Origin of the sequence: Pseudomonas sp. LTJR-52, from assembly GCF_003691465.1 — a bacterium.
GTDB classification, from domain to species: Bacteria; Pseudomonadota; Gammaproteobacteria; order Pseudomonadales; family Pseudomonadaceae; genus Chryseomonas; species Chryseomonas luteola.
This window is the reverse complement of the sequence record NZ_CP033105.1, coordinates 3,394,373-3,420,495: the sequence shown is the minus strand read 5'-3', so window position 1 is coordinate 3,420,495 and position 26,123 is coordinate 3,394,373. Positions and strand designations below refer to the sequence as shown.

Here is a 26,123-nt window from a genome sequence, read left to right as displayed (position 1 = left end):
GTACATTGCCCTGATGGAGTAACAGTATGGCTTTAGAAACCAACAGTGATCCGTTTGATCAACGCCAGCAATTGACTCTGGCGGCCGAAGCCCTAGGTTGGAAGGTAATCGATTGGGCGCAGGACATACCCATCGTCAGGGATGAAAACGGCGAGAGCTTCCAGTGGCTGCCCCATATCGACGATGGTGAGTCACGTCGACTTCAGATACGCCTGGGGATTCACCTGTCCTACAACCCCCACGAGAAAACCATGTGCGTCAGTTGTCCCCTGTGGGATGTAGAGGACCTTACCTTGGATTGCGAGGAGGCGGACGCTTTGGAAATGGCGCGCTACATGGTAGTGCTCTTCGCAGCGCTGTCTACCGGCGTGGAGATAAGCAGTCTGGATGCTGCGCAGGGGCTGTTGGGCTATTGACCTGAACACGTCTGGAAATAGATGTCTCAGTGAGAGAAGGGGGGGCAAAGGAGCATGCGCCGCTTGTATACCCTCCTGTTTCGGTCCTGCCTGCCAGGGCCGGCTCTTTCAAAACCCTCGCTTCATGCAAAAACTTGCAAACATCTCTCGCTCTCTCTGCTCTGAAAAGTTTGATATATCTATGCGCCGTGCAAGGAGACAGGCGTCCTGAACCGTGGCGCTTGCTTGTAGAGCCATCCTTGTATGAACGCTATGGCTCGCCGTTTGGCTTCATCTACCCGTGAAGTCGTTGACGGGCAACTCTATTATTCAGTTTGAGAGACATGAACTCAGAATCTGCATATCCAGCTGTTTCAAAAACAAACCGCGGATATCCTCGTAAAAGACCCAGCTCTACGGCTTGGTTTGCCACACTTTCTACCCTGTTTGGTATCTTGTTGGTTGTCACGATCGCAATGCCCAACTAATGCCAGGCCGTCTTGCCGTTACTGAATCTGATGCGTCGCATCCATAGCCTATAAAGAGGGATGGAAATCACGTATCAGACTTGTTTATTACAAAATCTCAATGAATAGGTTCGTGCCAGAAGGGCGGTAGAAACCGTCCTTCTGGCACGGCTGCGTCAACTATCGGCAGGCTTATTTTGACGGAATACTAATACCAGCCCTATAAGGATGGCCACCATTCCCATCCCACCTTGTGCGTCGACCCGGTGACCAAGAATCAGGTAATCCAACAGCGTTGTCACAAGTGGCACCAGATAAAACAGACTGGTTACGTTTACCAGATTGCCGGTTTGTACGAGTCGATAAAACAGGAGTTGTGCAAGAACGGAGATGACGACGGCCATCCAGAGAACGGATGTCACAAGCTCCGAGGACAGCTCAAACCTGATGGGCTGGAAGGGGACGAAAAGCAGGCAGAGCACTAGGCTAATACCGACCTGCAACGGCAAAACGTCCGCTGGGGGCTGACTCAGGCCTTTCTGCAGAATGGCACCAATCGACATGCACAAGAGCGCTGCCAGCGCATACAGAATCCCACTCAAGGACAGATGCGCCATCGCCAGGCTGCGGTAGACGAGCAGAGACAGTCCACCCAGGGCCAACAGCAGGCCCGCCAGCCGACGGGGTGATAATCGTCTTTCAACCAGCACCAGGGTGAGAATGGGTTGTACACCCAGAAGGGTAGCCAGGACTCCCGGCGTAACGCCTTTATCCAGAGCCAACAGATAACAAATGCTGTAGCCGCCGATAAGCAGCGCTCCGGTGAGGGCTACCCGGCTGCGAGAGCCCGGCGATGGCAACCAGCGTCGCCGCCAGAGCCCCATTAGCAAGAGCACTGTAAACGCAATGATGAAGCGTAACAGCAGGAACGTGAATGCGGGGGCGTGGGTAACGCCTACGTGAGCGAATAACGCGCCGCTGCTCCAGAGCAGCACGAACAACCCTGTGGCGCTATTGGCCACAAGCAGGGTTCTTAATGAACCTAACATTGTCATTTCACCTGTCAGTACGAAAAGCAGGCTCCAGCCAACGGCCTGTGGTAGGCAGTTCCGATCAAGACTGGAGAAAGAAAACGGCTGTAATCAGCCGAGCGTCATCAGGCAGCGACTACTGCCACAACAACCGGAGGGGATACGACAGGTGGTGCGAGGGAGAAACGCGCATGCAGGCACGCCACGTCCGGTGCGGACGAGGAGGAAAACTGGCCTGTATGCAGATGATTCATGGTAGCGTCAGCCAACAGCTGGCAAATGATTAAGAAACATTAGCGCCTCCGCTGGCAGAGCGCAAGCCATAATCAATCTTCCAGAATGATTTCCTTGATCCGGCTGGCCAGCAACTCCATTGGGAATGGTTTGGTCATGACGTGCATGCCTGCCTCAAGGTTGCCATTGCCTACTACAGCATTTTCCGCATAGCCGGTAATAAACAGTATCTTGAGATCAGGGCGCGCCTGGCGGGCCGCATCGGCCATCTGCCGCCCGTTCATGCCGCCGGGCAGGCCCACGTCCGAAATCAGCAGGTCCAGGTGCATATCGGAGAGCAGTATCTTCAGCCCCGAGGCGCCATCGGCCGCTTCGATGGCGGCATAGCCCAACTCTTCGAGCACTTCGGTGATAAGCAAGCGCACCATCGGCTCATCGTCAACAACCAGAACGGTCTCGCCGGTGCTTGCACGTGGGGCGCGCATCAGTTCAGTCTGCTGAGGCTCTGGTTTGCTCTCTTCCAGATGGCGCGGCAGATAGATCCAGACCGTGGTGCCTTTGCCAGCTTCGGAATAGATGCGTGCTTGCCCGCCGGACTGCTTGGCAAATCCGTAAATCATGGACAGGCCCAAGCCGGTCCCCATGCCGATGGGCTTGGTCGTAAAGAACGGGTCGAATGCCCGCGCTACGATTTCTGGGGTCATGCCAATGCCAGTGTCCATGACTGCTATGGCAACGTATTGCCCAGACAGCATGTCCTGTTCATGGGCATCACGCTCATCGACCCAGATATTGGCGGTACGGATTGTCAGCTGGCCGCCGTCGGGCATGGCATCCCGTGCATTGATACATAGATTGAGCAGGGCACTTTCCAGTTGGTTCGGATCGCACAGCGTTGACCAGAGATCAGAGGAAAGGCTAGTGGTTACCGTAATCTCCGGGCCTACCGTCCTGTCGATCAAGTCCTGCATGCTTTCGATCAGTGTGTTGGCCTGGGTCGGTTTGGGATCGAGCGTCTGGCGACGGGAGAAGGCCAGCAGCCGGTGGGTCAGGGAGGCCGCGCGGTTGGCGGCCGTTTGGGCGGCGGTAATATACCGATCGATATCCGTAGCGCGACCCTGGGCCACACGCATCTGGATCATCTCGAGGCTACCGGAGATGCCTGTTAGCAGATTATTGAAGTCATGAGCGATACCGCCAGTAAGCTGACCTACGGCTTCCATTTTTTGGCTGTGTCGCAATAATTCTTCGGCGCGGTTGAGTGCTTCGCTTTGCTCTTTTTCGGATGAAATATCGCGCACGGTGGCATAAATCTGATCCCCTCGGGCCACGGCATTCCAAGACAACCAGTGATAGGTGCCATTCTTGTGCCGGTAGCGGTTCTCAAAGCGAAAGACCGTGTCGCCCCGTTGCAGCATGTGCAGGGCTTGGGCGGTGCGCTCTACATCGTCCGGGTGGACAAATTCACTGAAGGGCTTGGAATGCATCTCCTGGTCGGACCAGCCAAGCGTTTTGGTCCAGGCCGGGTTAAGGCTTACAAAGTAGCCTGCAGCGTTAGTTGTACATACCAGGTCAGGCGTTGTTTGCCAGATCTGGTCGCGCTCACGGGTACGTTCCTCTACGCGACGCTCTAATGTGTCCATCAGATCGTTCAGCCGAATCAGGTTCTTTCTGAGTGCAGCGCACACCGCCACGATGCCAAAGTTAACCAGAATGAACAGGGCGTTGGCTGCCCACTGAAGCAGATCGAGATCGAACGTGAAGGGGGTAGAGACAAACAGGTAGGCCGCTGCAAGGGCAGCAACAACGGTGGCGAACAGACCAGGCCCCAGGCCCAGCGTGAAGCCGATAATCATCAGAAGCGGAATGAACAGCAGGTACGGCAGGCCCAGGACAGGCAGGGCCAGACGAATGCCAGCACTGACAATGACAGCCGCCCCTGCAACAGCATAGCGTAGGGGGGTAGGCCATTCATGGCGTAACACCCACTGTTGCAGGCGATCGAAGAGGGTTTCTTTCTTTTGCTGCAAGGTTCCGGTACCTGATAACGGCTTCAAGCTCAAGTCTATGGCTCGGGCTTGCCACGCTAAGGATATAGAACGGATGTTACGGCGTGTGAGGGCACGCTCGTAAATGATCCGCAGTCACTCGTGTTGGACACACCGATTGCGATAAGGTCCCGACTCGTTCAGGTGCATACCTTAGCTTATTTCTGACAAGTGACAGAACGCCCTATCCAAACTGCAAAATGGTTAAGCATTAGGTATATAGCGGTTGGCGCTCCCTTTTCTTGAGGCCGCGTTCAACATTGTTCATGCCGGACGCAGCTGTTCAACAACTCTTGAGGATAGTTTCCAGGCGGGTTGCCAGCAACTCCATAGAAAAAGGTTTGGTCATGAGATGCATGCCATTCTCCAGATTGCCATTGCCTACCACCGCATTTTCCGCATAGCCGGTAATAAACAGAACCTTCAGATCCGGACGTTGATGGCGGGCGGCATCGGCCATCTGGCGGCCGTTCATGCCCCCTGGCAATCCTACGTCCGAAATCAGCAGATCGATATGTGCAGCGGAGGAAAGGATGGCAAGCCCTGCCGTGCCATCAGCCGCTTCGATTGCCCTGTAGCCCAGCTCCTCGAGTACCTCTTTGATGAGCATGCGTACAGTGGGCTCATCATCGACGATAAGTACGGTTTCACCTTTTTCCGTGCGCGGTGCCTCCCCTGATCTGACCTGCTCCGCACCGGCCTCGAACGAGCCTGCATAGCGGGGCAGGTAGATTTTCATGGTGGTGCCCTTGCCCGGCTCCGAGAGGACACGTACTTGACCGCCTGACTGCTTGGCAAATCCATAGATCATGGACAGACCCAGCCCGGTACCCCTGCCGATAGGCTTGGTTGTAAAGAACGGGTCGAAGATACGCTCTATGATTTCCGGCGACATGCCTGTGCCCGTGTCGGATACTTCCGTCACGATGTACTGACCCGGATTCATGTCGCGCTCATGGGCGCTGGTCTCATCCAGGTAGCGATTTTCGGTTCGAATGAGCAATCGGCCACCATCCGGCATGGCATCTCTCGCATTGATGCACAGATTCAGCAGGGCGTTTTCAAGCTGATGGGGATCACAGAGCGTGGGCCAGAGTGTTTCGCTGAGATCGGTCGTGATACACACGGCTGGTCCTACGGTACGTGTGATCAATTCACGCATGCCTTCGATCAGCTGGTTGGCCTGGGTCGGTTTGGGGTCGAGCGTTTGGCGACGGGAGAAGGCCAGCAATCGGTGAGTCAGGGCCGCGGCTCGATTGGCAGAGTCCTGAGCGGCGGTGATGTATTTGTTTACATCGCTCAGGCGTCCCTGGTTCAGGCGCGTTTTGAGCAGGTCCAGGCTACCGGAAATCCCGGTGAGCAGGTTGTTGAAGTCATGGGCCAGTCCGCCGGTGAGCTGGCCCACAGCTTCCATTTTCTGGCTATGGCGCAACCGTTCTTCCGTCTGATGCAGGACTTCGGCCTGCGCCTTTATCGTGGTGATATCGCGTGCAATGCTGTGGAACAGCCCATCACGACGCTGGGAGTTCCAGGATAACCAGCGATAGCTGCCATCTTTGTGCCTGTAGCGGTTCTCGAAGTTTGACAAGACCTGGCCGTTGGCGAGTAGCCGCTTGGTTTGCACAGTATGTTCCAGGTCGTCTGGATGGAGAAAGTCCTTATAGGGGCGTGCTTTCAGCTCTTGCTCCGACCAGCCCAGGGTTTCGCTCCAGGCAGGGTTGAGGTTGAGAAAGTAGCCTTCCGGACTGGCGGTGCAGACCAGATCTGGCGTGGTGCGCCAGATCTGGTCGCGCTCACGGGTACGCTCCTCGACACGTTGCTCAAGGGTCTCGTTCAGCTCCCTCAACTGGCTCTTGCTGGCCTTGAGCCGGTCTTCGGCTACCTTGCGAGCCGAGAAATCAATGGTTACGGCAATAATAGAGCGGGGATTGCCTTCATCATCGTTCAGACAGGTCAGATTGCTATTGGCCCAGACGATAGTGCCATCGGGGCGGAGGTAGCGCTTGTCGAGACGAGTCGGCTGTCGGGTGGCCAGGACATGTTGAAGCGCCTCGAGCGTCCTGGGCTGGTCTTCAGCCAGGGTAACGGTCTTTGCAGTTGTGCTTAACATCTCTGTGCGAGAGCGACCCAACAGGCGGCAGAGCTCATCATTGACCCGTAGAAAGCGGCCGTCGAGGCTGATCTCGGACAGGCCTACCGAGGCTTCGTCGAAAATAGAAGCCAGGCGGGTTTCGCTTTCCTTCAGCGCCAACTCAGCGCGGGTGCGTTCGGTGATGTCGCGGCCAATGGAGAGCAGTTTTTCAGGCGTGCCGTCTGCGCCTGGTATGCAGGAAATGGCAATATCCCACCACTTGGGTTTGCCTGTGTGGGTAGGGCAGTAGCCCTGGAAACGTCCTGTCCCTCCGGCACGAGCACTTGCGATGGCGTTGCGTGCCGCTTCCAGATCTGCGTCTTTCCATACCCGGAGCCACGGCTTGCCCAGTACGCAAGAGAGGTCCGTAATCTCCATGGACTCTATGCCGCCGGGGCTCACAAACTGAGTATGCCCCTCAAGATCCATGATCACGATGCAATCCTGGCTCGAGTTGAGAATCAGGCTGTTCATCTGGCGAGAGATGCGTAGCGCATTCTCGATAGAGTGATTCGCAGTAATGTCCCGCGAAATGGAGAGCAGCTTTTCAGGCCTCCCATGAGAGCCGAGGATAGGCGTGACCTGTACATCCCACCACTTAGGGGTTCCTGCCAGGGTATTGGCCTGCCCGATGAACCGGCCAACCTGACCCGCGCGGGCCAGCGTCATGGCCTCTTTCGCTTCCTGGCTCCCCTTGTCTTGCCAGAAGGCTGGCCAGGGGCAACCCGCAATGGCATTGAAGTCGCTGACTTCCATAGCGTCCTGGCCGTTTGGGCTCATGTAAAGCAGTTTGCCGTCAAGGTCGAGCACCTTGATGCAGTCGTCAGAGGAGGCCAACACGCTGCGCAGGAACTCGGCATCGGCCTGCTGAGCTTCAATTACTTTTTGCTGCCGGGTCTGATCGCGCAGGATTTTCAGAAAACCCAGGTGGGTTCCATCGGCTGATCGGAGCGGCATCATCTCGCCATTGGCCCAGAACAGGGCGCCGTCCTTTTTCTGGTGCCAACGCTCATCACTGGCACGACCTTTTTCCAGGGCGCGTTGCATCTCGCATTCGGCGCGCTGCTGGAGTTGGTCCTCTACGGTGAAAAGGCGATTGATAGAGGTCCCTAGTATACTTTCGGCTGTCCAGCCAAAGACCTGCTCTGCACCAGAGTTCCAGTGAGTAATGCGACCGCACTGGTCGGTTGTGATGATCGCAAAATCGACAGCACTGTTCAGAATATCCCGATGGCGCTGGTTCTGTTGGTGAGTCGTTTCGGCAACGGCCTTGAGCGCCGTATTTTCGGCTTCGAGTTCGGCGATACGCAGACGCAGATGTTCGTTTTCGATGGTAGTCATGCCGGTATAAAAAGAAGGGCGCGGTACGCCAGGTACCTAGCGGTAGGGGCCAATGCCTTGCCATGAATCCAGCAGCGCACAGGCACAGCTTCGCTCACGATCAGGTCACGAATGAATGAGGTTGGCAAGGTAGGGGATTAGTGAACGGCCCAGTCTATCCAGCACTTGAGAGACTGTCTATCACGCCGGCTGCCCAACCGTCGGCCTGTCTGGGTAACAGGTATGTAGGCGGGATGATATCGATGGGCTATCGGTGTGTCAGGTGCTGAAAGCCGGACTGTCATTTGTAAGGGTCGACCGGTTGGTTCTAGCGTTTGATGACCGTCAGGCTGATCAGGCGAGCCACTACTAGGGTGATGTACATGACGCCTGCAAACTCCTCGAGCATTACCAGACCGCGGGCAAGCGGTGAAATAGGCAGAACATCACCCAGCCCTACGCCGGAAAGCGTGGTAAAGCTCAGGAACAGCAGTTCCATCCAGGTCCGTGGTGCCTCAGGGTTCTGCATGGCGGTAAAGCTGCCTGGCAGAAGCAACTGGCAAACGGTAAAGGCATAGGCAAACCCCCAGGCCAGCAGAGTAAAGGTTGCGCCTACGGCAAACAGCTCATCGGTCGATGCGCGCTGATCTTCCATCATGTAGGCAATCAGGCTGGCGGCTGCGTAAAAGTAAAAGGCGCCTTCCAGCAGGGCGGAGGCAACCGTAACGGCCTGGTTGGGCCAGATCTCGCTGACGATAGCCAAGCACAGGATGAGCGCGGCCAAAATGAAAGCGATCGAGTGGAGCATTGGACTGCGACGGACCATTCGCAGGGCAGCAACCAGCACGATGACGCCAAACGCGCCAAAGACGGCTCGCCCACCCGGCATGTTCTCCATGAAGGGATAGAGCACGATGCCCAATAGCTGGATAAGTAACAGGCTTGCAGACGGGTAGCGAACCAGATACGTAACGAGGGTGACTTTCATTCAGGGCACGGGCAGGATGGAAACGCCGTACAGCGTAACCCGGCAGCGCAAGGCTCACCAGAGCCTTGCGGATAAAGGGCTCGACAAGGCCTATGACTTCTTCTTGAAGGCGTAGAATAGATTGGGCTCGCTGATTACATACAGGTTGCCCTGATCATCCATTGTCATCCCCTCAGCCTGGGGAACATCCTTGGCAAGCCCCTGATTACCACCCCTCAAGCTGAAGGAGCTGACCGGCTTACCGTTGGCGTCCATTTCCACGATCATCTTGGATTCATCAGACAAGGCCAGCAGATGGCCTGTACTCGTATCATAGTGAAGGCTGGACAGGTCGGTCACAAACAAATCCCGGTCGCGCTGTGCGTTGACATGCACGTCGATGTCGATCGGCTGGTCGGGCGAGGCGGTCAAAAAGCCGTTGATCTCGAAGATGCGGACCGGGTCCTTTTCCTTGGCAACAAAAAGGCGCTGTTCCTTGGGGTCGTAGGCCAGGCCCTCGAAGCCTTTGTTGCTGTTATCCGCTGCGCTGAGCGAAAACTGTTTGGCATTAGCTGGGTCGGCAATATCGATCACCTGGGTCTGATCATTGACATGCACTTCGATCAGACGATGGTTACGTTCCTCTGTAATCAGGAGGACGCCGGGACGAATGTATTCGATCGCTTCCGGATCACCGAAACCCCGGAGCGGAATACGACGCAGCACATCACCGGAGAGCGAAAGCTCGATAAGGTGCGAGTCTTTGTTGGTTACTGTAAAAAGCGTCTGGCGGCTGGCGTCGAAGGTCAGCGCTGACATGTCTTCGTCATTACCCAGTGGCTTGGCATCGATTGTGACATGGTAGTCAGGCAACCACAGGGCTTGCCCTTGGGCCTCCTCGGAGCTGAAGCGCTGTTCCAGACGGAACCAGACCTGCTCAAACAGGCGCTGGTGGGCACCTGCGGTTATCGCGGCTGCCACTAGCAAGCAGGCCAAGGCCGTTGCCATCGTTTTGGAGGAGAGAGCGTTCTGCATGTTAGGTCAGGTTCAAAATTCTGGGCGTATAGCCTACGGGGGTTGGGCTTAACTGAAGCTGAATAAGGCAGGTGCGAGTGTTTCCGATTCTTTCACCCATGGTTCGATAGGTGCGCTCTATGGACGATAGATCCTGAGCGCTTTGGGTTTGATAGAAAAAAGAGCGGGCGTGTAGGTGGTCAGCTCACCATCAGTATTGATGGGCATGGGTTTGTGGGTATTCAGCCGGATAGCGGTTGTCTGAAACGCCCTGACTTTATCCGCCTTGCCATGGGTGCCCTTACGCAGGCTGGGCAGCAATGCGATCAGTTCCCACCAATGCCTGACCTCAAGGCTATAGAAATCCAGGCGCCCATCATCGGCGGTTGCTGACTCTTCCACCGTCATGCCACCGCCATAGTGACGGCCATTGCCCACGGATGCCTGGACCGTTCGGACCTTTTCCACCTGTCCGTCATGTTCGATATACAGGGTGAAACGGCGAAAGCGGCGCAGTAGCCGAAAGGCGGTCAGGCCATAGCCGAGACTGCCCCATTTCTTCTTGATATCCGCGGTCAGCTGATCAGCCAGATCGGCACTGAAGCCAATGCTGGCGACGTTGAGAAAGACATGATCGTTGACGACACCTACATCGATGGCTCGCAGCTGCCCCCGCACAATGATGTCGACGGCCTCGAGCGGGTCCTGAGGAATATTCAGTGTCTTGGCCAGGTCGTTGGCAGTGCCGAGCGGCAGGAGGCCGACGGGCAGGCCGGCCTCAATCAGGGCGGGAGCTGCGGCGTTCAACGTGCCGTCGCCGCCGCCGACGATGATCAGGTCGCATCCTTTAGCCTGTCTGATCTTCTCGCTGATGGAAAGGTTTTCCCCTCCGGTAGGTTCGACTACGGTTATTCCGCCCTGGCTGAGCTTTTCAACGATAGGTGTGTAGGATTCACTCCCACGGCGGGCGCGTTTATTGATCAGCAGAAGGGCGCGGCGGGTTTCGGTAGCGGTCATTGCGTCTGAGATCCCCTATGACTTGTTTATCTCTGACACTTCACGTGTAGGTCTGTCCGAGGGATGGAACGCGAGAGTGCCCCGTTCTGACAACTGCCTGCGAGGCGGAGTTGTTTCAAAAGATCAGCAAAGCCTTACGTTGCGTGATTATCCGTTCAGACTGACGTTAAAAGCATAACTAGCAGGTAGGACCCGACGGTTTCAGGCGCGAGGACTGACACGGGCGCTTTTGAGCAACCGATAGTCCTGCCACAGGATCACGGCCGCTGCGGCGGCGTACGCAAGGCAGGGTGCCCAATAGGCAGGATTAGCCAGCGCTTCGTTCAGGCACATGACCGCACTGATAGAAGTGAATAGCCACGACGGCACTCGCAGGACACACGCCATTGCGCTGGCCCAGAAGCGATCCCTCAGAAAGCCCAGGGGAACGCAGGCGGCAATTTGCATGACTACCAATACGAAGGTCGCAACAGCAACGGTCAGCACCACCTGATTGTCGGGCGTTTGTGCGTCACGAATAGGGATGAGCAGCGTGCCCAGGCGGGTATGGCTCAAGGCGGTATAAGCCAGCAGCAGCAGGGCGCTGGAGAAGATGATGCGGGCTGGTATCGAGTTCATTGAGCGTCGCGTTACAGGAAAAGGCGCCTATATTACCTGAGCCCGGCGCCTGTTCATGAATACTGTCCAGACAGGTTCAACCCGACGGTGTCTGTTCGGCCAGGGTATGAATAGCGTCGAGTACTGCCTGCGGTGCCAAGTGATGCAGCATATGCCCGGCGCCCTCGATGACACGGAAATCCATCTCCGGCAACTCGGTATGCAGCCTGCCCGAGTGCACATGGGTATGAACCAGCCGATCCTCGCGTCCCGCCATGATGATGGAAGGTACTGTCAGCGTCTTGTAACGCTCCTTGAGTTGTAGCGTTGCGGGAATGATCAGGGCTATTTCGGCGGCGCTGGCATGAAGCTGCACAGGACGAAAGGCCATCCAGGCCGGAAATCGCTTGAAGCGGGCGGGCACTTTGGCGGGTGCAAACATCCGCTTCATCATGAGTGGCCATATGCTGCGATACAGCAGCGGTGAAACGGAGTGGCACATGAGGTCACCCACGCCGGGGATGGCCGGCAAAGCCGCCATGGGAATATCAGGGCGAACGGTCGGGTAATAATAGCCGGACAGCAGCACAAGGCCTCGGACAGACTGCGGGAAGTCGAGCCCCAGCGCCATGGCCACCAATGCGCCCCAGGAGTGACCGAGAACGATAGGGCGGTCGATACCCATCGCAGCGAATACTCGATTGAATAAGTGAGCCTGTTCGAGCGGACCCCAGACGGTAGACGACGGGCGCTCGCTATAGCCATACCCAGGGCGGTCAAAGATGATGACCCGATAGGTGCGAGCTGCGCGCTCGACAAGCCCGCTCAACTCGAAGTCAGTACCCATGGTCGTGTTGCCATGCAGAAGCACAAGGGGCTGTCCCTCGCCGTATTCGACGTAATGGAGCCGGATACCATCCACCTCGATAAAGGTGCCTGCCGGTGGGTGCTGCTTTTCCGCCTGACGGCTGTAATGGCGGACCAGCATGGCTGATGCCGCGACGGCCAGGGAGCCCCACACAAGCGGGCCGGAGCGGGAGGGTAAAGGCGTGGTTTTGCTAGGCGTAACGTGTGCGCTGTCGGTATGCCGGAGATTTTTCATGCCAGGGCTCCCGCTAAAGACAATTTAGAGTAGTCCACGGGAAAGCCGTTCGCGGTAGGGACGAATGGCACGTTTGGCTTTTACCTGAAACCAGCCATCCGCCTGCAGGGGGCGGATGGCTGTAGGTCAATCAGGCTGCGCCCAAGCGCTTGGTCAGCTCGGCCAGTCCCTGGGACAGGTTTTGCAAGTGCACCGCAGCGTCCTGGGTCTTTTCAACCTGGGCCTGGTTGGCGCTGGCAATGGCCGTAATTTCAGTCAGGTTACGGGCAATGTCTTCACTGACTGATGTCTGTTCCTCCGCTGCTGCCGCAATCTGGATGTTCTTGGCGCGCATCGAGTCGACCGAGACCGAGATGGTGTCCAGAATCGCGCCAGCTTCCTTCACCTGTGTGACGCTGCGCTCACTGATGTTCTGACCGTTCTGAATGGCCTTGGCCGCGTTGGCAGTGCCGGTCTGAACGTTGGCAATGATCTGGTTGATCTCGTTGGTCGAGTCGGCTGTGCGACGCGCCAGGTTACGGACCTCATCGGCCACAACCGCAAATCCGCGACCGGCCTCACCGGCGCGGGCGGCTTCGATGGCCGCGTTAAGCGCCAGAAGGTTGGTCTGTTCAGCAATGCCGTGGATGACTTCCATTACCTTGCCGATACGCACGCTGTCTTCTTCGAGCTGATTGATGACAGAGGCCGTACCGGCAATCTCGTCGCTCATGTCGACAATGGTCTTGATGGTGCCCTGCATGACGACGCTACCGCGCTGAACAGCCTGATCGGTTTCGGTAGTAGCAAGGGAGGCTTCGCTTGCGTGACGTGCGACTTCCTGGGCAGTAGCCGACATTTCATGCATGGCGGTCGCCACCTGATCGGTACGGGAGAACTGCTCGTTGCTGCCCTGAGCCATCTGGCTGGCAATGGCGTTCAGGTCACGGTTGGCAGAGTCCAGGTCCTGGGTGCTCTGCTTGAGGCGCGTGAATGTATCGGACAGGAAGTTACGCAGAATGCTGGCGGCTCCCGCCAGGCGGCCGAGTTCATCCTGGCGGCTGGATTGGATATTTACGCTGAAGTTGCCATGACTGAGCTGATTGATATGGCCGATGAGCTCACTGATCGGTACGACCAGGCGGCGATTGACCAGCCACAGGCTGATAACGAGGATGGCGATACCGCCCCCAATCAAGGCGATCAGGCCTGTCAGGAAGGTGGTGTCAGCCTGCGCGCTAATTTGGGCGGACAGTTCGTCACTGTGCTTGTGCAGTTTGGTGACAAGATCGGCCATCTGGGCGGTGGCGCTACGGTCGATACCTTCAACAGCCTTGTCACCTGCCTCCGGGTCAAAACCGGCAGCCTTAAAACGCTCGAAACCTGTGCGATAGGCTGTACCCAGCGTCTTGTGCTCGGTCTGCAGGCTTTGAATGGCTTGTGCGATAGAGCTGTCTGACCAAGGTTGCTTGCTCAGGTCAGACAGGAATGCCTGAACCTTTTGCTCTTCTGCCTGGAAGGCATTCCAATGTTTTTCGCGCTTGGCGTCATCCTTGCCACGCAAGAGGGCGTTTTTCCATTCCTGAACTTGGGTTTTAAAGTTCAGGTTGGCTTCGTCGATCAGCAAAACACTACGAATCTCATTGGACAGAAGGCCTTGATAGCGTTGAACGCTCCCGGAAAGAAATTTGAAGGAAACGATTGAAATAGCCATGAGCAGCAAGAGGCTGCCACAGAGCAGGGCAAGAACTTGAGCACGCAGGGAACGGTTAAGCATCACAGTGTCTCGAGAGAAAGAGGTACTCGTCACTGTGTCGGTGAAATAGCGAAAAACTTAATGTGATAACTGTTCTATCGGCTTGATAGATTAGTAATTTTTTATGACAGGCGTCTGGCTCGAACATTTGCCATGAATGGCTATCCAACATAGGGAGAGCCACTAACAGATGAGAACGCGAGGTGCACCATGAGTGATGAACTGTTGGCACCCATTCATGCAATGGATCCAAGTCCGATCAACCCAGGTGGTGGCCAGGAGTCGCCCTGGCCCGATGAGCCAGTGGGGCCGGATGGGATCATTGATCACTCGGATGACGTGACCGATAACCCTGACGTGATTGACCCGGATACTCCGCTTGTCCCCAGTTGACCCATGAAAAGGCTGGGCAGAGAGCCGCTGTCCAGCCTTTCCTTCATCGACTTTCCTACCCGCGACCGTAAACGACCGCTACCATCTTGCGTTGAGCCTGCATGGTCGCCTGGGCCTTGGTGTTCAGGGCCTGGAGACGGGTGTTCAGTTCTTTCTGGATAGCGGGGTCGGATACTTCGATCATGGCACCGTTGACCTTGATCACGTCCTGATGGGCATTGATGTAATCAAGCGCTTCGAGCGTTGCCGTCAGGGTCTCGCTGGCAACCGGCATCATGTTTTTCATGGCTTCGGCCGGCTGGGTGACAACTCGATCATAGGCCTTGTCATAGGCAGCCTTCAGATCTTCCGGCTGCTTGAAGGATTTACGCGCTTCATCCGCCTTCGCCTGTTCTTCGCTGATCAGCGCCGGCAGCTCGTTCAGTGTTTTTTGGGCAGATTGAATATCCTCGCGGCGCTGAATAGCCTGTCCCATCGAGCTGATGTTCATCTGCTTCATCGCCGTGGTCAGCGAATCTTCGGTTCGCTTGTTGAGGGACTCGTGAAAGCGCTGCATCGCCGCATACTGGGCGCTGTATTCGCCAAAGAGGTTCTTGTCTTCGTCCCGAAGAGCCGGAACGTGTACGCCGGGCTTATCGATGATGCGGGTTTGCAGGAATTCAATGAATGCCTTGCGCTGCGCCTCTTCGTTGGAGCAGGCGGACAGCAGGCAGGCGCATATCAGGGTGAAAAACAGGGCAACCGCGGGGTTACGCTTGAGCATGAGATCTCCCTATAAGCTCAAATGGAGTAGAGCCGACCTGCAACCAGAGGTCAGCCGGCGCACCGTATATAGGGGATTGGAAAGCGTGGCGAGCGGGATCAGCCGAATTGGTGAACGAGTTCTGCTTATGGGACGGACTTGACGTGTTAGGGTCTGTCTGAAAAAGATTTCCTTAAGCAAATCCGTACACAGGCCAGAGAAATCATGGCCTCGAAGCTACTGGTAAGTTTCTCGAAACGGGTGGCTATCCGGCGATTCTCCTTAAGCCAGCTAAAGAGCCTTTCAATAGCATTGCGTTTGCAATAGGCCGGTCGGTCAAAAAGTCTAGGCAGACCTGTTCTGGGACGACGATGCATCTGACGTAACGGGATGATGGGCTTGATTCTGAAGCGATCGCAGTACTTGCGTAGCGCCTGGCAGTCATATCCTTTATCTGCTAGAACCCTACGGCACCGCTTGATAGGTCGACCTGGCGGAGAGGGCAGACAAACCTTATTTAAGTACGCTTGTAAAATAACGGCTATCAGCATGATGCCCAGGCGAGACAGTAAAGCTTAAGGGAATGCCTTTTGTATCGCAGGCGAGATGGAGCTTGCTTGTCAGTCCGCCACAGCTACGTCCCAGCGTTTGGTTACCCTTTTTTTTAGGAGCACCTGAAGCGGCACGCGTTGCACGGATAGAGGTTGAATCAACTATCCAGGTGCCTAGATCAATACGACCGTCCTGCCTCAGCTCCAGATGAAGCCGTTTGAGCAGAGTCTTAAACAGCAAGCGGTCTCGCCAGATACGGAAACGGTGATAGACCGTTTGCCAGGCTCCGAAGTGATCAGGTAGGTCACGCCACTTCGCCTCTGAACACAACACCCAAAAGATGCCGTTAAGCATCAGGCGATCATCCTTGCGGTGCCGTCCCCGCTGCTGCTTGTGAGAAACCAGATCGCGAATCAGCGCCCATGATTGATCGTCTAACTCGTAACGGCCGGTCATCTCTGCTCTCCGTTCGGAAAAGACAGGACAACCTAGCAAAATCGATTTTTCAGACAGAACCTAGCATGCCCATGATTAGCCTTCTGTAATTGGGAGGCCCAGTCTGCGATTGTATTGTCAATCGAGGCGACCTGATTCTGACTTTCAAACTTTCTTAATTAGGATATATCCCAGCGATTACAAGAGCTCCTATCGCTGTAAGGAGGATATATAAAGACTGCTGACTTCAGTGTGATAATTATTTGCCAGCATCTATTAGTCAACTTAGAACTTTCTCGTTTGCTGACCTTGTAAGGATGGTCTATAGATTCCTAGCTTTGTCTTTCGACTTAGCTAATCATTGGTCTCACAAGGAAAGTACCTCATGTTCATGTTAAAGCCTCTAGCACTTGCTAGCCTTTTTGCTATCTCGGGTACCACGCTGGCTGCTGGCCACACCGCAACCCAGACACAGAATGGAAACAACAATGAGGTCACGCTCGAACAGAGCGGAGAGGGCAATACGGCAACACAAACCCAGACGGGCGATGTGCATCGGTCTGCCATTGTGCAAATCGGCAATAAAAATTCCGTAGAAACTCTACAGGAAGGCTACGGCAGCGAGGTCAGTGTTAATCAAAGCGGTAATGGAAACCTTGCCTCTATTTATCAACATCCTGACTATATTGAGCCACAAGCCAGTCATAGCGCATCAGTAACTCAAGCGGGCGACACTAATAACGTGGCGCTTGAGCAGCAAGGAAGCTATTGGGCTAATAACGCTACGTTGTATCAGGAAGGAAACAACAATACCTATGATATTCATCAGGGAAGTTTAAATGGTGGTAGCAGTCTGACTGCTACTACAAATGGGAGCGAAAATCGCCTGAAGGTTTTCCAAACTGACGACGTAACAGCCCAAATAGAGCAGGTAGGCGACGGCAATCAGATAACTCTAGGTCAAAGCTTTGGGGCTCAGGGGGGAGTAAGCAGTACGATCAGCCAGAACGGCAATAATAACCTGGCCGATGTGAGTCATGGTAGGGGCCGTTACGGATTGACCAGTATCAGTCTTCATCAAGAAGGTAATTACAACGCAGCTTCCATTGAACAAAGGGGCGGATTTAGCTCACTCGTGCTCAACCAGCAAGGCAACCATAATGACGCAGTCATTACACAAGGCGCGCTGAATAGTAACCTCCTTGGGCTCTCTATGGGCAATAGTAACGCTGTAGATATAACACAGGATGCTATCTTTTCAACTGTTGGATTTTCCCAAGTAGGTGACGACAACCTGCTTTCCATTAATCAGTCAGAAAAGAATAATTATGCGGACATTGGGCAAACAGGCACTGCAAATGAGACCGTTCTTTTACAAAGCGGTCATGAGGCGCTTGACACAGCAGGTCATTCCGCCACCGTTAGTCAAAACGGTACCGATAATAAAGTTAGCATCACTCAGACTCAGGACTACAACCCGAATAACCCAATGAGCTCATTTAGCCCTGCAAATACGGCAGCTGTTACACAAGCAGGCATGGGTAATATAGCCTCCATTATCCAACAGTAAGGCAGGAAGCTGAGGCCTCCTACATGGTCTCAGCTTTATCGCAAATACCCTGGTTCTCAACACCAACTCAGCCATAGGTATTTCTCAGACTCAAACCCCATCCTCAGTTAATCATTAGTAATAGCTATTTTAATGTAGTCACTAAGGTATACCTCAGCGACTACATAGTGACCATACCAAGGATTGGCCACAAGCGGATGCTTAACAATAACTCTTTATCAAAAGCCACTAGGGTTTGTCTGAAAAGTCTTGTTACCGGCCCTATAGCTTCTTTTCAGCGTCTTGCCGTTACGAAAAGTCAATACATTAGAGCGGTGCTCCAGACCTTTCATGATGGCAATTTAGTATTTTCCAGACAGACCCTAGGCGGTGTTAGCCCATCGGATCGAAATGGCTTTTGGCCGAGCAGTACCGTTCTTCCATCCACTTGCTTTTGTTCTGCTCATCCTTATCGTGGCGGACGCGCCAGTCCTGGCACTTTTGTCTGAAGTACTCCTTGGCGCCCTTGCGGCATTCGCTATAGCCGATCGAATCCTTGCGGTAGTTGCCGCATACGCTGGTGTCGTCGATGCGGTTGTTAACAATTTCCCAGGCCGCCAGATAGCTTTCACTGCTGCCCCATGCCTCAACCCAGTGCTGCTCGCTTTCCCGTACCGGGTCGGCCGGATAGATGAGCGCTCGTGGCAAGTGATCGTGGTGGGCACGGTAGGCTCTGGGGGCCGCTCCTCGATGAGGGTATGGTGGCTTTCCCAGATGGCAGCGAATGATCGAGTCATCGATCTCGCCGTCGCTTCGCATACAGGTCAGGTCAGCAGAAGAAGCAATTTCGGTCTGATCCAGCCAAAGATCGACAGGCCCCTGGGCCGAAGGGGAAGTATCGATACCGTCAGCGGGCTCAAGCAGCGTGACAGGGGCCTGCAGCTGTTCAATGTCCTCCAGCGCATTCCAGGCCAGCAGGCTGGCAAACAGCAGCAACGCCAGCCACAAAAGTTGAGCCAGGGTTAATGTACGGCGGCGCTTGAGTGGTCGGGTGACAGGATTTGGTTCATGCACAAGCATGGGCTTGTGCCCATCGTCTTGCTGTTGACCGCGGTCGTGTGTGCCCATGATGCTTCCTTGCAGGACTCGAAACGACGGTACTGACGTTGAAGATGCGTGATGAATTTCACGTTACATAAGGGTATCCAGACCGGGCGGATAAATCCAGCAGGCGGACCGTGCTTGAGCCGTTCAACCGATTGAGCAGAGATAAAAGGCAGTAAGGAGGCGATGAAGCGGACCAGGCGTACCTGGCCCGCTCGGTGGTCAGGCGCTGCGCTGCTGCGAGGCGCCGTACCAGATCACTAGGGCAAAGCAGAGCATGGGCAGCGAGTAGGCATACGCTGTGCTGCTGATATCAGCGATGAGTCCCATGAAATAGGGCATGATCGCGCCACCCACGATAGCCATGATCATGAAGGAGCTGGCGCGCTTGGTGTGTGGGCCGAGATTCTTCACCCCCAGCGCAAAGATGGTGGGAAACATGATCGACATGAAAAAGAACACGGCGATCAAACCCACCACGGCAATGCCGTCGAATCCGGCCACCACCAGACCGCACAGGAAAAAGTTGATCACGCCATAGATCATCATCAGACGAGCCGGCGCGATGAATCCCATCAGCCAGGTGCTGAAGAAACGGCCCAGCATGAAGCACAGCATGGCAATGGACAGCATGAACGACGCGGACTGGCTGGAAGTGTCGGACCAGTGCTCGGTTACGTAGTTGATAAAGAAGGCACCCACACCTACCTGCGCCGCCACGTAGAAAAACTGGGTGATGACGCCGCCGACGAAATGCTTGTGCTGCCAGAGTGTGCGGCTGTCCTGCCGGGCAACGGCTTCTTCCTGATTGCGAAGGTCGGGCAGGGAGGTCTTGGCAAAGAGCACGGCAATCATCAGAACCAGCGCTGCGATACCCACATAGATCATGCTGACCGAGCCCAGGCTGTCGGAGGAGGCAGTACCTGCACTATTGGTGGCCGAAAAGAACAGGGTGCCGCCCAGGATCGGGCCGGTGAACTGACCGAGGCCGTTAAAGGACTGGGCGAAATTGAGGCGGCGCTCGGCTCCGTTCGGATCGCCCAGAACCGTGGCATAGGGATTGGCTGCCGTTTCCAGGCAGCCCAGACCGCAGGCGATTACGAACAGGGCAAAAAGAAACATGGCAAAGCTGGCTGAAGACGCTGCCGGAACGAACAGCAAGGCACCCAGGGCATACAGGCACAACCCGACCAGGATGCCGGCCTTGTAGCCGCGCTTGCCCATGAAGATCCCGGCGGGCAGGGCAACGATAAAATAGGCGCCGAAGTACGCCGCCTGAAGCAGGCCGGACTGCGCCTTGGTGACGTGCAGCGTTTCCTGGAAGTGTTTGTTGAGTACGTCCAGCAGGCCATACGACAGGCCCCACATGAAGAATAGGCTGGTGACAAGGATGAATGCCCATTGATAGCCCGAGCGTTCCTGGCTGGCAACGGGTGTGGCCGTTCTGGTTTGGTTGACTAACATGACAGCTCTCCGTGGTTCTTATCGTTGTGCAGCGTTGAGGTCATTTGGTGGGTACAGCAAAACCGGCGTCCTGTCGTTGAACGGTCGTTCCCCCAAGGGCCAGCAGGCCTGCGCCAAGCAGGGCGACAGTTGCCAGGGTGTACATGCCGGCGTGGGGATTGGCGAACGTCTGTTCCATATAGGTTTTAAGGGTGGGCGCAAGAAAGCCGCCCAGATTGCCTAGCGCTCCAATCAAGGCAATGGCGCTGGCAGCAGCAATGCCGCTCAGATAGCGGGTGGGTAATGTCCAGAAGAGGGGTTGAACCGTGATAAAGCCGGCAGCCGCGAGGCAGAAGGCAAACAGAACGGGCACGATGCTTTCGATAACCGTCGATCCTGCTATGCCCACTGCGGCGAGCAGCAGCATGGCTACTGCTAGTTGGCGGTGTTTGCCGGTGCGGTCTGCATAGCGAGTCACCATGAACAGCGCGCCTAAGGTGAATAGCCAAGGGATGGCGGTCAGCATTCCGACTTCAAAGCCGATCTTGGTGCCAAGCAGCTGAGCGATGCGCGCCGGAAGATAAAACAGGACGCCGTAAACGCTTACCTGGATAGTGAAATAGATCAGTACGAAGTACATGACCTTTGGGTTGATGAGGGCAGCCTTCCAGGAGGAAGGGCTATGTTCCTTCTTGTCTGTCTCTTCCTGTTCGATAGCCTTGTGCAGTGCCGTTTTCTCGTCCCGGGTCAGCCACCGTGCATCTCGCGGGCGGTTCGGCAGGTAGAAAAACGCAATCACGCCAATGACCGAGGCAAGCAGTCCTTCCACCACGAACATCCATTGCCAGTTGCGCAGGCCGAATACGCCGTGCATTTCCAGCAGCCAGCCGGATACGGGGCCGCCCAGTAGCAGCGAGGCCGGCACTCCGAAGTAATAGAGCCCATACGCCGCACCGCGGTGACGGTGGGGAAACCAGTAGGTGAGATACAGGACGACACCTGGCGAGAGGCCTGCCTCGGCTACACCGAGCAGAAAGCGGAGGATATAGAAGGACGTCTCGCTCTGAGCGAACATCATGGCAGCCGAGACGAGGCCCCAGGTCACCATGATTCGGCTCAACCAGATCCGCGCACCGATACGGTGGAGGATAAGGTTGCTCGGGACTTCGAAAAGGGCATAGCCGATAAAGAAGATGCCTGCGCCCAGGGCGAACGCGGCATCGCCAATCCCGGTATCGGCTTGCAGCGCCAGTTTGGCATATCCAACATTGGAGCGGTCGATGATGGCCATGGCAAACATCAGGGCCACGAATGGAATAATTCGGCGACGGCTCTTGGTCAGGGCACTGTCGAGCGGGGCGGTAAGCGTAGACATGAATGACTCCAGTTATTGTTGTTTTCCAGAGTGCTCATACATCAGGCATGCACTGTCTACGCCGGGGCAAGTTGCTCGGCCAGCGCGAAGATTCTTTGCATCGGAATCCACTTGCGGCCCTCCGGCGTCCAGGGCGTCGGTGCCTGGTATTGCCACATCAACGTTTCCCACTCCTGCACCTTGGGATTGGCCGCGGCGGCGGCTTCGAAGGCATCTACACTGAAGTCGGCACCGACATCCATGATCATGAACAGGCGCGTGCCGAGGCGGTAGATCTGCATGTCCTGCACACCGGCGTTGCGCAAATGGGTGGTGATCTCGGGCCAGATACGCGCGTGCAGCTGCTCGTATTCGGCAATGAGCGCAGGGTCATCTTTGAGGTCCAGCGCCATGCAGTAGCGAGCGTTCATGTGAGTGCCCTGTCCAGATGCATATAGCCGCCATCGACCGTGAGCCATTGCCCGGTGGTATGGGCAGCGCGAGGTGACAGCAGGAAGACGACCGTGTCCGCAATCTCCTCGGGAGTGGTCATGCGCTTGCCCAGCGGAATCTTGCTGACGATCTTGTCCAATTTGTCTTTAGGGTCATCAAAGGTGTTCAGCCAGTTCTCGTACAAAGGCGTCATGACCTCGGCCGGGATGACTGCATTCACCCGGATGCCATCAGCCAGCAGCGAGGCGGCCCATTCTCGGGTAAGGGACAGTTGTGCGCCTTTGGCGGCGGTGTAACCACTGGTGTTGCCCTGGCCGGTGAGCGCGGTCTTGGAGCTGATATTAACGATGCTGCCCTGGCTGTCCCGAAGGGCGTCGAGGCAGAGATGGGTCATCACATAGTAATGAATGAGGTTCTTTTCCAACGACTGGATAAACGCCTCGCGTCCAGCCTCAAGGCTGACCCCGTCGTTGACCCCGGCGTTGTTGACCAGTCCGTCCAGGCGGCCGAATCGGGTCAAGGTTTGCTCGACGGCTGCGCGGCAAGAGATTTCATCGCACAGTTCGGTCTGGATAAAGAGTGTCTGTGGCTGAAGCGCGTCCAGCTTGGCTGCGAAGTCATCTTCCAACGGTGTGCGGCTGACAATCACTGGGATAGCGCCTTCGTCAGCCAGACCGAGGGAAATGGCGCCGCCGATCCCTGAGCCGCCGCCGGTTACGATAAAAACTTTTCCATCCAGATGCAGGTTCATGCGGCGTGCTCCTGTGCCTTGACCGTGAGGCCATACAGGCGAGTTGCATTGCCGCCCATGATGGCGGACTGCTCGGCGGATGAGAGGGGCGCGATGGCCAGCTGAGCCAGGGCATGGACATGGTCGTACTCGCCCGCCAGCCGGCACACCGGCCAGTCCGATCCGAACAGCACGCGCTCCGGGCCGAACAGCTCCAGCGCCTGGTTCATGTAGGCGACCAGATAGTCCGGTCGCCAAGTCTTCCAGCCAGCTTCGGTAATCAGGCCGGACAATTTGCAGTACACATGGGGCAGGGCGGCCAGTGGCGCGAGCTGCTCAGCCCAGGTTTGCAGGTTGCCGTGTGCAATATCGGGTTTGCCCAGATGATCAAGCACCAAAGGTTGGCGATCATGCCTTCGGGCAAAGGTGTACGCGGCCTTGAGCGAGGGGGACTTGATAAGGATTTCATAGAGGTAGCCACGGGCCTGAATAATGGCCACACCCTTGTTGAATGCGGTGTCGGCGAGAAAGGCATCCGGGTCCGCTTCGTCCTGGATCTGGTGGCGAAAGCCACGCAGGCGCGGCTGGCCTTGCCAGCGATCGAGCGACTCAAGCAGGTTGGGCGCTTGTAGATCTACCCAACCAATAACGCCGGCAATCCACGGATGTTTCACAGCCAGCGCCAGCAGTGCGTCAGTCTCCTCCTCGCATTGCCGGGCCTGAACGGCAATGCATCCCGCCATCTGGTGTTCTTTAAGAAGCGGCTCGAGATCCGAGGGCAGATAGTCGCGCTTTAACACTGACATGCTGTTGTCGATCCAGCGGTACTGTTCCGGCTCGTAATGCCAGAAGTGTTGATGTGCGTCGATTCGGGGTACTTCAGGGCGTGTCATTGTTATTGTCTCCTGAAAGCAGTGGGCGGCGGGATCGGTGAGGCTGGTCCCTCCGATATGCTCGTTGGGTAAAAGGGTAGGCCCTCTACTCAACCTGCCACTAGACGTTACGGGGAAATCGATACTGCTGGCGCGAGGCCGGTTTCATGGTGATCGAAAATCCTGGTGCCTGGGGCGGCAGGTAGGCGGGGCCCTTCATGACGCAGGGGTCTTCGAAATGCTCATGAAGATGATCGACATACTCCACAACGCGCCCTTCATGCGTGCCCGCCACGCACAGGTAATCGATCATTGAGATATGTTGCACGTATTCGCACAGCCCAACGCCGCCGGCATGGGGGCAGACAGGTAGCTCGTACTTGGCGGCCATGAGCAGCACAGCAAGCACTTCGTTCAAACCACCCAGGCGGCAGGCATCGAGCTGTACCACGTCGATGGCGCCACGCATGATGAATTGCTTGAACAGAATACGGTTCTGGCACATCTCGCCGGTAGCCACCTTTACCGGGGTAATACCCTCCTTGATCGCGCGATGACCTTCTACGTCGTCCGGGCTGGTGGGTTCCTCGATGAACCAGGGCTTGGCAAACGACAGCTTATTGACCCAGTCGATGGCCTCGTTGACTTCCCAAACCTGGTTGGCATCGATCATCAAGTGTCGGTTAGGGCCTATCACTTCACGGGCAATGGTGACGCGGCGGATATCGTCTTCAAGGTCACGGCCGACCTTGAGCTTTACATGAGAGAAGCCGGCATCGATGGCTTCCTGACAGAGGCGGCGGAGTTTGTCATCCGGATAGCCAAGCCAGCCGGCAGAGGTGGTGTAGCAGGGGTAGCCATGGGCCTTGAGCAGGCCGATGCGTTCTTCCTTGCCTTTGGCGCGCTCCGTGAGCAGTTGTATCGCTTCTTGCGGTGTGATGCAGTCGGTGATGTAACGAAAGTCGACGCACCGTACGAATTCTTCCGGCGACATGTCGGCGACCAGCTGCCAGACCGGCTTTCTAGCCTGCTTGGCCCAGAGATCCCAGACGGCATTTACAACAGCACCGGTCGCCAGATGGATAGCCCCTTTGTCTGGGCCGATCCAGCGCAGTTGGCTGTCGCTGGTCACGTGACGCCAGAAGCGGCCCATATCCGCTGTGATCCACTCAAGCTCAAGCCCTTTAACCTGGCCTTCCAATGCCTGAATGGCAGCGCAGCAGATCTCATTACCCCGGCCGATGGTAAATGTCATGCCGTGACCTTCAAGACCCGGCTGGTTTGTTTCAAGAATCACATAGGCAGCGGAATAGTCGGGATCGGGGTTCATGGCGTCCGACCCGTCCAATGCCTGGGACGTAGGAAAACGAATGTCCTCTACGCGAAGACCGGTGATTGTTATTGTCATATCGGTTCTCCGGAAGCCCTTGATACCGGGCTTGTCAACACTGTATTGGAGGCCCGCTCAAAAGCTCTTCATGTAAGGGAACACATTGAGCGGGCGCTTCTCCGGGCCTGCGACGCGGTTAAGCGTCCCAATCACCCGAGGGGCATGGTTTCAGTCAGCCTGAACCGTGCGCTGCTTCTGCTCGCCCAGGCCCGCGATGCCCAGGCGCATTTCCTGGCCGGGCTTCAAGTAGACCGGCTCGGGCTTGATGCCCAGGCCCACTCCAGGCGGGGTACCCGTGGAAATGACATCCCCCGGTTGCAAACTCATGCAGCGGCTCAGGTAGGCGATCAGCTCTGGCACCTTGAACACCATGGTGCGGGTATTGCCGTTCTGGTAACGCTTGCCATCCACTTCCAGCCAGAGGTCGAGCGCGTGCGGATCGGCTATTTCATCCTTGGTAACCAGCCAGGGGCCGAGCGGGCCGAAGGTGTCGAATCCCTTGCCCTTATCCCAGGTGCCGCCACGCTCGATCTGCCACTCACGCTCGGATACATCATTGATTACGCAATAGCCCGCTACATAATCCATGGCGTTGGCTTCGTCGATGTAGCGCCCGGCCTTGCCAATCACCACGCCCAGCTCAACTTCCCAATCGGTCTTGGTGGAGCCACGCGGGATCTCTACGTCGTCGTTCGGGCCACAGATGGCGCTGGTCCACTTGTTGAAGACCACCGGCTCCTTAGGGACGTCAAGACCGGACTCGGCCGCATGGTCGGCGTAGTTAAGACCGATACAGATAAACTTGCCGACACGGCCGACGCAGGGGCCGAGGCGAGGGGAACCGTTCACAACGGGCAGGCTACTCGGATCAATGTTCCTGAGCGTGGCGAGTCCTTCAGCAGTGATGGCCTGACCGGCGATGTCATCAATATGGCCAGAGAGGTCACGAATCTGACCCTGAGCATCCAGCAGGCCCGGCTTCTCCTGACCTTTTTCCCCGTAACGCAGCAATTTCATGAGCGGTTTCCTTATGCAATAAGAGGGTGTG

General features: G+C 56.2%; 22 protein-coding genes and 1 pseudogene. 3 read left to right on the top strand and 20 right to left on the bottom strand.

Annotated elements, in window-relative coordinates; all coding sequences use genetic code 11:
- The first annotated feature begins 26 nt into the window (after positions 1–26).
- The gene (locus tag EAW52_RS15990) at positions 27–416 is read left to right on the top strand and encodes a hypothetical protein (protein ID WP_122043202.1); all 390 of its coding nucleotides are present in this window, start codon (positions 27–29) and stop codon (positions 414–416) included.
- A gap of 622 nt (positions 417–1,038) precedes the next feature.
- Here EAW52_RS15990 and EAW52_RS15985 read toward each other — a convergent pair.
- The 10 genes and pseudogenes from EAW52_RS15985 to EAW52_RS26855 all read right to left on the bottom strand — a co-directional run.
- Positions 1,039–1,911 carry a DMT family transporter gene (locus EAW52_RS15985; protein ID WP_122043201.1) on the bottom strand — a complete coding sequence of 291 codons (873 nt, stop codon included), beginning with the start codon at positions 1,909–1,911 and terminating at the stop codon, positions 1,039–1,041.
- Positions 1,912–2,219: 308 nt separating this feature from the next.
- Positions 2,220–4,184, bottom strand: a complete 1,965-nt coding sequence (locus EAW52_RS15980; protein WP_256680608.1) for an ATP-binding protein — start codon at positions 4,182–4,184, stop codon at positions 2,220–2,222.
- Between the two features lie 274 nt (positions 4,185–4,458).
- Positions 4,459–7,647, bottom strand: a complete 3,189-nt coding sequence (locus EAW52_RS15975; protein ID WP_122043199.1) for a PAS domain S-box protein — start codon at positions 7,645–7,647, stop codon at positions 4,459–4,461.
- A gap of 307 nt (positions 7,648–7,954) precedes the next feature.
- Positions 7,955–8,614, bottom strand: a complete 660-nt coding sequence (locus tag EAW52_RS15970; protein ID WP_019366652.1) for an ion channel — start codon at positions 8,612–8,614, stop codon at positions 7,955–7,957.
- Positions 8,615–8,704: 90 nt separating this feature from the next.
- Complete coding sequence (locus EAW52_RS15965) at positions 8,705–9,628, bottom strand: SdiA-regulated domain-containing protein (RefSeq protein ID WP_256680607.1); 924 nt, start codon at positions 9,626–9,628, stop codon at positions 8,705–8,707.
- A gap of 117 nt (positions 9,629–9,745) precedes the next feature.
- Complete coding sequence (locus EAW52_RS15960; protein WP_122043198.1) at positions 9,746–10,624, bottom strand: lipid kinase; 879 nt, start codon at positions 10,622–10,624, stop codon at positions 9,746–9,748.
- A gap of 201 nt (positions 10,625–10,825) precedes the next feature.
- On the bottom strand, positions 10,826–11,242 hold the full coding sequence (locus tag EAW52_RS15955) for a hypothetical protein (RefSeq protein WP_010797493.1): 417 nt from the start codon (positions 11,240–11,242) through the stop codon (positions 10,826–10,828).
- A 76-nt stretch (positions 11,243–11,318) separates the two neighbouring features.
- Positions 11,319–12,323 carry an alpha/beta fold hydrolase gene (locus EAW52_RS15950; RefSeq protein WP_122043197.1) on the bottom strand — a complete coding sequence of 335 codons (1,005 nt, stop codon included), beginning with the start codon at positions 12,321–12,323 and terminating at the stop codon, positions 11,319–11,321.
- A 130-nt stretch (positions 12,324–12,453) separates the two neighbouring features.
- Positions 12,454–13,170: a methyl-accepting chemotaxis protein gene (locus tag EAW52_RS26860; protein ID WP_372238923.1), complete on the bottom strand. Its 717-nt coding sequence runs from the start codon at positions 13,168–13,170 to the stop codon at positions 12,454–12,456.
- Between the two features lie 171 nt (positions 13,171–13,341).
- Positions 13,342–13,599, bottom strand: a pseudogene (locus EAW52_RS26855) (HAMP domain-containing protein); the annotation flags it as partial.
- A gap of 669 nt (positions 13,600–14,268) precedes the next feature.
- Between EAW52_RS26855 and EAW52_RS15940 the strand changes: the two are divergent.
- Positions 14,269–14,451 (top strand): hypothetical protein, encoded by a 183-nt coding sequence (locus tag EAW52_RS15940; protein ID WP_122043195.1) that lies wholly within the window; start codon positions 14,269–14,271, stop codon positions 14,449–14,451.
- 55 nt (positions 14,452–14,506) lie between these two features.
- Here the strand turns inward: EAW52_RS15940 and EAW52_RS15935 are convergent, their stop codons facing one another.
- A complete protein-coding gene (locus EAW52_RS15935) occupies positions 14,507–15,214 on the bottom strand; it encodes a DUF3053 family protein (protein ID WP_122043194.1) in 708 nt (235 codons plus the stop codon).
- Between the two features lie 146 nt (positions 15,215–15,360).
- Positions 15,361–16,201, bottom strand: a protein-coding gene (locus tag EAW52_RS15930; protein WP_122043193.1) for an IS5 family transposase whose coding sequence is annotated in 2 segments (ribosomal slippage) — positions 15,361–15,726 and positions 15,728–16,201 — 840 coding nt in all. Because the reading frame shifts where the segments join, the coding sequence is not laid out codon by codon here.
- A 364-nt stretch (positions 16,202–16,565) separates the two neighbouring features.
- Here EAW52_RS15930 and EAW52_RS15925 point away from each other — a divergent pair.
- Entirely contained in the window at positions 16,566–17,750 is a 1,185-nt protein-coding gene (locus EAW52_RS15925; protein ID WP_122043192.1) for a hypothetical protein, read from the top strand.
- Positions 17,751–18,122: 372 nt separating this feature from the next.
- On the opposite strand, the gene EAW52_RS15920 is transcribed toward EAW52_RS15925, so the two are convergent.
- The 8 genes from EAW52_RS15920 to EAW52_RS15885 all read right to left on the bottom strand — a co-directional run bounded on the left by EAW52_RS15920 (position 18,123) and on the right by EAW52_RS15885 (position 26,092).
- Positions 18,123–18,857, bottom strand: coding sequence for a hypothetical protein (locus EAW52_RS15920; protein ID WP_122043191.1), 735 nt, complete (start codon positions 18,855–18,857; stop codon positions 18,123–18,125).
- 198 nt (positions 18,858–19,055) lie between these two features.
- Positions 19,056–20,297, bottom strand: coding sequence for an L-fucose:H+ symporter permease (gene fucP / locus EAW52_RS15915; protein WP_122043190.1), 1,242 nt, complete (start codon positions 20,295–20,297; stop codon positions 19,056–19,058).
- A 40-nt stretch (positions 20,298–20,337) separates the two neighbouring features.
- On the bottom strand, positions 20,338–21,651 hold the full coding sequence (locus EAW52_RS15910; RefSeq protein WP_122043189.1) for an MFS transporter: 1,314 nt from the start codon (positions 21,649–21,651) through the stop codon (positions 20,338–20,340).
- Between the two features lie 56 nt (positions 21,652–21,707).
- A complete protein-coding gene (locus EAW52_RS15905; protein ID WP_122043188.1) occupies positions 21,708–22,061 on the bottom strand; it encodes an L-rhamnose mutarotase in 354 nt (117 codons plus the stop codon).
- On the bottom strand, positions 22,058–22,834 hold the full coding sequence (locus EAW52_RS15900; RefSeq protein WP_010797502.1) for an SDR family oxidoreductase: 777 nt from the start codon (positions 22,832–22,834) through the stop codon (positions 22,058–22,060). The genes EAW52_RS15905 and EAW52_RS15900 overlap by 4 nt, the downstream gene beginning before the upstream one ends.
- Entirely contained in the window at positions 22,831–23,706 is an 876-nt protein-coding gene (locus EAW52_RS15895; RefSeq protein WP_122043187.1) for an amidohydrolase, read from the bottom strand. Before EAW52_RS15895 ends, EAW52_RS15900 begins: the two co-directional genes overlap by 4 nt.
- A 100-nt stretch (positions 23,707–23,806) precedes the next feature.
- Positions 23,807–25,093, bottom strand: a complete 1,287-nt coding sequence (locus EAW52_RS15890) for an L-fuconate dehydratase (protein ID WP_122043186.1) — start codon at positions 25,091–25,093, stop codon at positions 23,807–23,809.
- A 150-nt stretch (positions 25,094–25,243) separates the two neighbouring features.
- Positions 25,244–26,092 (bottom strand): ureidoglycolate lyase, encoded by an 849-nt coding sequence (locus EAW52_RS15885; protein ID WP_010797505.1) that lies wholly within the window; start codon positions 26,090–26,092, stop codon positions 25,244–25,246.
- Positions 26,093–26,123 lie beyond the last annotated feature (31 nt).

Coding starts and splice junctions, on each gene's coding strand:
- EAW52_RS15990 (WP_122043202.1), top strand. CDS start 27: ATGGCTTTAGAAACCAACAGTGATCCGTTTGATCAACGCCAGCAATTG.
- EAW52_RS15985 (WP_122043201.1), bottom strand. CDS start 1,911: ATGTTAGGTTCATTAAGAACCCTGCTTGTGGCCAATAGCGCCACAGGG.
- EAW52_RS15975 (WP_122043199.1), bottom strand. CDS start 7,647: ATGACTACCATCGAAAACGAACATCTGCGTCTGCGTATCGCCGAACTC.
- EAW52_RS15970 (WP_019366652.1), bottom strand. CDS start 8,614: ATGAAAGTCACCCTCGTTACGTATCTGGTTCGCTACCCGTCTGCAAGC.
- EAW52_RS15965 (WP_256680607.1), bottom strand. CDS start 9,628: ATGCAGAACGCTCTCTCCTCCAAAACGATGGCAACGGCCTTGGCCTGC.
- EAW52_RS15960 (WP_122043198.1), bottom strand. CDS start 10,624: ATGACCGCTACCGAAACCCGCCGCGCCCTTCTGCTGATCAATAAACGC.
- EAW52_RS15955 (WP_010797493.1), bottom strand. CDS start 11,242: ATGAACTCGATACCAGCCCGCATCATCTTCTCCAGCGCCCTGCTGCTG.
- EAW52_RS15950 (WP_122043197.1), bottom strand. CDS start 12,323: ATGAAAAATCTCCGGCATACCGACAGCGCACACGTTACGCCTAGCAAA.
- EAW52_RS26860 (WP_372238923.1), bottom strand. CDS start 13,170: ATGCATGAAATGTCGGCTACTGCCCAGGAAGTCGCACGTCACGCAAGC.
- EAW52_RS15940 (WP_122043195.1), top strand. CDS start 14,269: ATGAGTGATGAACTGTTGGCACCCATTCATGCAATGGATCCAAGTCCG.
- EAW52_RS15935 (WP_122043194.1), bottom strand. CDS start 15,214: ATGCTCAAGCGTAACCCCGCGGTTGCCCTGTTTTTCACCCTGATATGC.
- EAW52_RS15925 (WP_122043192.1), top strand. CDS start 16,566: ATGTTCATGTTAAAGCCTCTAGCACTTGCTAGCCTTTTTGCTATCTCG.
- EAW52_RS15920 (WP_122043191.1), bottom strand. CDS start 18,857: ATGGGCACACACGACCGCGGTCAACAGCAAGACGATGGGCACAAGCCC.
- fucP (WP_122043190.1), bottom strand. CDS start 20,297: ATGTTAGTCAACCAAACCAGAACGGCCACACCCGTTGCCAGCCAGGAA.
- EAW52_RS15910 (WP_122043189.1), bottom strand. CDS start 21,651: ATGTCTACGCTTACCGCCCCGCTCGACAGTGCCCTGACCAAGAGCCGT.
- EAW52_RS15905 (WP_122043188.1), bottom strand. CDS start 22,061: ATGAACGCTCGCTACTGCATGGCGCTGGACCTCAAAGATGACCCTGCG.
- EAW52_RS15900 (WP_010797502.1), bottom strand. CDS start 22,834: ATGAACCTGCATCTGGATGGAAAAGTTTTTATCGTAACCGGCGGCGGC.
- EAW52_RS15895 (WP_122043187.1), bottom strand. CDS start 23,706: ATGACACGCCCTGAAGTACCCCGAATCGACGCACATCAACACTTCTGG.
- EAW52_RS15890 (WP_122043186.1), bottom strand. CDS start 25,093: ATGACAATAACAATCACCGGTCTTCGCGTAGAGGACATTCGTTTTCCT.
- EAW52_RS15885 (WP_010797505.1), bottom strand. CDS start 26,092: ATGAAATTGCTGCGTTACGGGGAAAAAGGTCAGGAGAAGCCGGGCCTG.